The following is a 706-nucleotide window of genomic DNA, read 5'->3' as shown; positions in this document are numbered from 1 at the left end:
GGCCGACGCCGTCCGCGTCGCCGCCCTGGTCGAGATCTCCGCCGCCGCCGCAGCGCTGGCCCGGACGGTAGTGAAGCTGCGCCACCTCGACCCCGATTTGATCGCCCCGCACGTCTCCGACCGGGTCGACCTGCGCGCCGTGCTCGGTCGTGGCCGGTGGTTGCCGACCATGACCCGTCACGTTCCCGCTCCGGAGTCGGGACCGGTCGACCTGGCCGCGCTCGTCCCGGCCCGGATGCCGGTGCGTCGTCGGGTCGTTCGCCGTCGTCCCGGCTCGCCGGGGCAGGCATCGCTGTTCGCCGCCACGGTGGGGGAGGGCTGACCTGTGCCGTTGGTGAACGTGATCCGGGGAGAGCGGATCGACTCCGCCCCGATCAACGTCCGCACCCCGTTCATTCGCATCCCGATGTGGCTGGCCCTGACCTGGTGGACGGTGAAGGGCCTCGTCCGCCTGCTCGTGCTCGTGGTCCGCTTCTGGTACGTCACCGCCCCGACCGCGTTCTTCGGCTGGCTGTACCTGCGGTACGGCTGGGCTGGCCCGATCGGGTTCCTTGCTTCGCTGGGCGCTGTCGTCGCCGGCTGGGCCTTCGGTCACCGGCCGTCGTTCCTGCGCTTCGGCTGGTGGCCGGTGCTGGCCCAGTACCGGCGGATCGTCTACCGCCAGCGCTGGCACGCCGCGATGGCCACCGCCAAACTCGCGGTCCCG

At 72.2% G+C, this 706-nt stretch carries 1 protein-coding gene and 1 pseudogene; both read left to right on the top strand.

Translation table 11 applies throughout. The features are described 5' to 3' along the window. Positions 1 to 322 (top strand): hypothetical protein (locus tag ACNAW0_RS30530; RefSeq protein ID WP_416291506.1); only part of this gene is annotated, 322 nt, incomplete at its 5' end. A 3-nt stretch (positions 323 to 325) separates the two neighbouring features. Continuing rightward, positions 326 to 706: pseudogene (locus tag ACNAW0_RS30525) on the top strand (cell division protein FtsK); the annotation flags it as partial.

The organism is Micromonospora sp. SL1-18 (genome assembly GCF_047921505.1).
Taxonomy (GTDB): Bacteria; Actinomycetota; Actinomycetes; order Mycobacteriales; family Micromonosporaceae; genus Micromonospora.
This window is presented reverse-complemented; position numbering and strand designations above follow the sequence as displayed.